Annotated in this window: 5 protein-coding genes; all 5 read left to right on the forward strand. The window is 72.7% G+C overall.

Annotated features, from left to right (window positions below; all coding sequences use genetic code 11):
* Window positions 1-456: EamA family transporter (locus ACZ6JE_RS14945; protein WP_464319443.1), on the forward strand; the 456-nt coding region annotated here is incomplete at its 5' end.
* 335 nt (window positions 457-791) lie between these two features.
* Window positions 792-1,727 (forward strand): phosphate/phosphite/phosphonate ABC transporter substrate-binding protein, encoded by a 936-nt coding sequence (locus tag ACZ6JE_RS14950; protein ID WP_243216511.1) that lies wholly within the window; start codon window positions 792-794, stop codon window positions 1,725-1,727.
* A 98-nt stretch (window positions 1,728-1,825) separates the two neighbouring features.
* On the forward strand, window positions 1,826-2,851 hold the full coding sequence (gene phnC / locus ACZ6JE_RS14955) for a phosphonate ABC transporter ATP-binding protein (RefSeq protein ID WP_464319444.1): 1,026 nt from the start codon (window positions 1,826-1,828) through the stop codon (window positions 2,849-2,851).
* A complete protein-coding gene (locus tag ACZ6JE_RS14960) occupies window positions 2,848-4,707 on the forward strand; it encodes a PhnE/PtxC family ABC transporter permease (protein ID WP_464319445.1) in 1,860 nt (619 codons plus the stop codon). Before phnC ends, ACZ6JE_RS14960 begins: the two co-directional genes overlap by 4 nt.
* A partial coding sequence (locus tag ACZ6JE_RS14965) for a TIGR03364 family FAD-dependent oxidoreductase (protein ID WP_464319446.1) occupies window positions 4,704-5,838 on the forward strand: 1,135 nt, incomplete at its 3' end. The genes ACZ6JE_RS14960 and ACZ6JE_RS14965, both read left to right, overlap by 4 nt.

Consider the following 5,838-nt stretch of genomic DNA (forward strand, 5'->3'; position numbering starts at 1 on the left):
GCCCCGCACCTCCGCGGAAGTCGCCCCCGTCGCCGCCTCGACCCCGGGATCGCCGGGGGGCTGCTGACCGGCCTGGCCATCGCCTCCTACACGATCTGGGACGCCCACGCCCTGCGCACCTGGAGCCTCACGCCCGTCTCGTTCATGGTCGGAGTGACCCTCGCCGAGGTCGTCTTCTACACCGTCGCCCTCGGTCGTCGGCGTGGCGAGCTGCTCGGGGTCGGGCGCGCGCACTGGCCGCGGGTGCTCGCGTTCGGCGTGCTGTCGCCGCTGTCGTACATCCTCGTGCTGGTCGCGATCCAGACCACGCCGGTCGCGCTCGTGGCACCGGCCCGCGAGACGAGCGTGGTCATGGTCGCGGTCTTCGGGGCGCTCGTGCTGCGCGAGGGCTCGGTCGCGAAGCGCCTCGTCGCGTCGGTCGTCGTGCTCGGCGGCATAGCCCTCCTCGCCGCCTAGCCCCGCACCCCTCGCATCGAGGCGACCCGTTCGGTGCCCTCCGGCGCCTAGAGGGCCCCTTTCGAGTCACCTCGACGCCAGGCCCAGGAGGCGCGGGTCAGGAGCCCCCGCAGCCCCCGCATCGAGGTGACCGGTTCGGTGCCCTCCGGCGCCCCGAGGGCCCCTTTCGGGTCACCTCGATGCGAGGCCCAGGAGGCCCAGGGGCCCAGGGGCCCAGGAGGCGCGGGTGGGCATACAACACGTGAACTCTGCCTGAACGGACCACGAGTTAGGTTCCTATGTCGGTCGGTCGCGTGTCACCATCGTCACGTCCTGCTCCCACCCGAAAGGCCGTCATGACCCTCCGCCGTCCCCGTGCCGCGATCGCCCTCGTCGGCGTCGCCCTGCTCGCCACCGCTCTCGCCGGCTGCTCGAACGCCGCCTCCTCGGCCGAAGGCGAGGGCGGGGGCTCGTCCGACGCCGCCGGATTCGCGGTCGACTCGAGCACCCTCGTCTTCGGCGTCGTGCCCGACTCGGTCGACACCGAGACGAACTACCAGCCGCTGATGGACTACATCGCGCAGGAGACCGGCAAGACCGTCGAGTACCACGAGTCGACCGACTACGCGGCGCTGATCGAGGCGAGCATCGCCGGTCAGATCGACGTCGCGTCGTTCTCCGGCTTCACCTACGTGACCGCCACGAACAACGGCGCCGAGCTGACGCCGATCTCGTCGATCACGACGGCCGAGGGGCAGGAGCCCGGCTACTACTCGCAGGCCATCGTGCCGAAGGGCAGCGACATCACGTCGATCGCCGACATGAAGGGCAAGAAGGTCTGCTTCGTCGACCCGTCGTCGACGTCGGGCTACCTGTTCCCGAGCTACGCGCTGCTCGAGGCCGGCATCGACCCCGAGAAGGACATCACCCCCGTGTTCGCCGGCAAGCACGACGTCAGCGTGCAGAAGACCGGCGAGGGCTCGGAGTGCGACGCGGGCTTCGCGGAGGACAGCGAGGTCGCCAAGAGCGACGCCGTCGAGGTCATCGACGAGCAGATGGTGCCCGGCGCCCCGATCGTCGAGTCGGACAGCCTGCCCGACGACCTGAAGGCGCAGCTGGAGGAGATCCTCGCGAACGTCAGCGCCGACGACATGGTCGCGGCCGGCATCGACGGCGCCGACAGCGACGGCTTCCGCAGCGTCTTCTTCGAGACGACGCCCGTGGACGACGCGTACTACGACGAGATCCGCGACATCTGCGAGAAGACGAACGCCACGCAGTGCCAGGCCTGACGAAGTAGCACCCCCAGACCCCGGGAATCCGCTCAGACCCTCGCGCGCGCGTGGGGGTCTCGGCGGATCCCCGGGGTCCGAGCAGAACGGACACCCGCATGAACCCGCACGACGACACCACCACCGCCACCCGCGCCGCGACGGCGACCACCGACACGGCAGCGACCACCAACACGACGGCGACCACGACGGCGACGGCGACCACGACGGCGACCACCGGCCCCACCGGCCCCGCCGAGACCGTCGTCCGCCTCGAGGGCATCACCAAGCGCTTCGGCGCGACCACGGCGCTCGACGGCGCATCGCTGACCGTCCGCCGCGGCGAGGTCGTCGTGCTGCTGGGTCTGTCGGGCTCGGGCAAGTCGACGCTGCTGCGTCACGTCGACGGCCTCGAGCGCCCCACCGACGGCCGCGTCACGGTGCTGGGTCGTGAGGTCACGGCGTTGGCGGGCCGCGCCCTGCGCGAGCTGCGCAGCGAGGTCGGGTTCATCTTCCAGCAGTTCGAGCTGGTGCCGTCGCTCACCGTGCTCGAGAACGTGCTGACCGGGTCGCTCGCGACGGTGCGCGGGCCGCGTCTCGGGCTCTGGTCGTACGGTCGTGCGGCCAGGGCGGAGGCGCTCGCCCGGCTCGAGCGCGTCGGTCTGCTCGAGCGCGCGTACCAGCGCGCCGACACCCTCTCGGGCGGGCAGCAGCAGCGCGTCGCCATCGCCCGCGCGCTGATGCAGCGCCCGCAGGTGCTGCTCGCCGATGAGCCGGTCGCCTCGCTCGACCCCGAGTCGAGCGACCAGGTGATGGCGCTGATCCGGGAGATCGCCGCCGACGAGGGTCTCACCGTGATCTGCAGCCTGCATCAGGTCGACCTCGCGCTCTCGTGGGCCGACCGGATCGTCGGCCTCCGTCACGGCCGGGTCGTGCTCGACACCCCCACCGAGGGGCTCTCGAAGGCGCAGGTCATGGAGATCTACGGCCGCGTCGCGACGAGCACCGACCAGTTCGAGGCCATCGAGCTCGAGCTCGCCACGCCCGGCACGCCCGGCACGTCCGGACTCGCAGGAGGCGCGGCGAACGTCCCCGAGGACCTCGCAGGAGGCGCGGCGCACGCCCCCGACGGCGCCGTCCGATGAGCATCGTCACCGAGCGCCCGCGCACGACCGAGGCCGTCGTCGCCCCCGTCGCCGCGCCTCCTCGTCGTCGGGTCTCGCCCGAACGCGTCGCCGCCGGTCTCACGCTCGTCGCGCTCCTGATCGCGAGCGTCGTCGCCCTCCGCAGCGTCGACATCGACCCCGCCCGCATGCTGCAGAGCTGGTCGAACGCCGAGCGGTTCTTCGGCAGGGTCGGCGCGATCGAGTTCCCGCCCCTCGGCGAGCTGCTGCAGCTGACCGCGCTGACCCTCGGTCTCGTCATCTGCGGCACGCTGCTCGCCGCCGTGCTGTCGGTGCCGGTCGCCGTGCTGGCCGCGTCGAACACGTCGCCCGGCCCGGTCTGGCGCGCCGCCGCCCGCTTCGTCACCGTGCTGGCGCGCGCCGTGCCCGACGTCGTGCTCGCGATGGTCTTCGTGCTGCTGTTCTCGCTCGGCACGCTGCCCGGCATCCTCGCCATCGGCCTGCACTCGGTGGGCATGATCTCGAAGCTCTTCGCCGACGCGATCGAGCAGATCGACGAGGGGCCCCGCACGGCCGTCCGCGCCGCCGGAGGCACGCGTCTGCAGCAGTTCACGGCGGGAGTGCTGCCGCAGGTGCTGCCCTCGTGGGTCGCGACCGTGCTGCACCGCAACGACATCAACCTGCGCGGCAGCGTCATCCTCGGCTACGTCGGAGTGGTCGGTCTCGGCATGGAGATGTCGTTCGCCTTCAAGTCGCTCGACTACGGGCTGGGGCTCGGCTACGCCGTCGTCATCTTCGTGCTCTGCGTCGTGATGGAGATCGTCTCGAGCAGCGTCCGCGCGGTCATGCTCGGCACGGCTCCGACGGGTCGCGGTCTCGGCGACCGCGTCGTGCGACGGGCCACGAGGAGGCGCGGTGCGGCGACATCCGCGGCCCCCGCACCCGAGGCGGTCGGCCGGGGGTCTGCCACCGCGGCCTCCGCGGACGACGCGACCCGCGCCTCCGGAACCCCCGCCCCCGCGACCTCCGCGGACGACGCGACCCGCGCCTCCGGAACCCCCGCCACCGCACCCGCCGCCGCGACCGTCGCGACGATGCTGCGCCGCCCGTGGGATCGCGCCCGGGTGCGGACCACCACGTGGGCCGCGGTCGCCGCCGCCGTCGTCGTGGCGAGCATCGTCGTCTGCGACATCGCCTGGTCCGAGCTCGTGACCGTCTGGAGCGGCGTGCCCGCTGTGGCCGTGCAGTTCTGGCCGCCGTCGTTCGGCAGCTACGAGATGTCGACGATGGTCGACGCGATGGGCGAGACCGTGGCGATCGCCCTGGCCGCGACGCTGCTGACCCTGGTCGCCTCGATCGTGATCGGGTCGCTCGCGGCCCGCAACGTCGCGCCGAGCCGGGGGGTGCGCGGCGGCATGCGTCTGCTGCTCGTCGGGATCCGCGGAGTGCCCGAGGTGATCCTCGCCATCGTGCTGATCGTCGTCACCGGTCTGGGGACCCAGGCGGGCACGCTCGCCCTCGCGCTCGGCGGCGTCGGACTGCTCGGCAAGCTGCTCGCCGACTCGTTCGAGGAGGTCTCGTCGGGGCCGGAGCGCGCCCTGGTTGCGACCGGGGCCACGCGCCTCCAGGTCTACGCGGGCGCGACCCTGCCCCAGGGCACCCGGGCGCTGATCGGCCACACCTTCTACATGCTCGACACCAACATCCGGGCGGCCACGCTGCTCGGCATCGTCGGGGCCGGGGGAGTCGGGTACTACCTGCTGAACGCCAGCCAGGGCTCGAACTACGGGACGGTCACGGCGATCGTGCTGATGATCCTCGTGACGGTGCTCGCCGTCGAGGGTCTCGCGATGTGGATGCGCCGGGTGTTCCGATGACCGCGCGCTACGACGTCGTCGTGGTCGGCTCGGGCATCGTGGGTCTCGGTGCCGCCCTGGCCGCGGTCGACCGCGGGCGGTCCGTGCTGGTCGTCGACCGGTCCGCCGTCATCGGCGGGTCGACCGTCCGCAACTTCGGACACCTCTGCCTCACCCCGCAGAGCGGCGAGGCCCGGCGGCACGCGCTCGCCGCCCGGGGGCTGTGGCTGCGGCTCGCCCGCGACGCCGGCTTCTGGCTCGCCGAGAGCGGCACGCTCGTCGCCGCGCGTCACGACGACGAGCTCGCCCTGCTCGGCGAGCTGGCCGCGGCCCGCACCGAGCGGGTGCTCGGCGACCGCCCCGAGATCGAGCTCCTCGACGCGGGCGGGCTCGCGTCGCGCACCCCGGTCGCGCCCGGCGTGACCGTGGGCGGCGCCCTGCTGCCCTACGACCTGCAGGTGGACCCGAGGGAGGCGGCGGATGCGATCCGCAGGCATCTCGAGTCGCGAGGGGTCCGCTTCTCGACCCGCACCTCCGTCGGGTCCGTGACGACCGGCCGCGTCGAGACGAGCCGGGGGCCGATCGACGCGGGCACCGTGGTCGTCGCCACGAATCACGACCTCGACCAGCTGCTGCCCGACCTGGCCGAACGAGCCGATCTGCAGCGCTGCGGTCTCGACATGCTGCGGGTCCGCGCCGACCTGGCGAAGCCCCTCGGGGCGCCGCTGCTCACCGGGTGGTCGCTGATCCGCTACAGCGCCTTCGCCGGAACGAGCGCCGCCGAGCTGGTGCGCGCCCGCCTGCACGCCGAGCGGCCCGACCTCGCGGCCCTCGATCTGAACCAGATGTACACGCAGCTGCCCGACGGCTCGATCATCGTCGGCGACAGTCACCGGAGGGGCGAGGCGATCTCGCCCTTCCAGGACGAGCGCGCCTCCTCGGCGTTCCTCGACGAGTTCCGGGCGCTGTTCGGCGCGGAGCCCGTGGTCACCGAGCGGTGGCAGGGCGTCTACGCCTCGGGTCGCGACGAGTTCGTCGTCGACGAGGTCGAACCGGACGTGCTCGTCACCGTCGTCGCCACCGGCATCGGCATGACGACCGGTCTCGGTCTCGCCGAGCACGTCGTCGGCGGTCACCTCGACGGCGGTCGCG

This window comes from Frigoribacterium sp. AC759 (assembly GCF_979256015.1).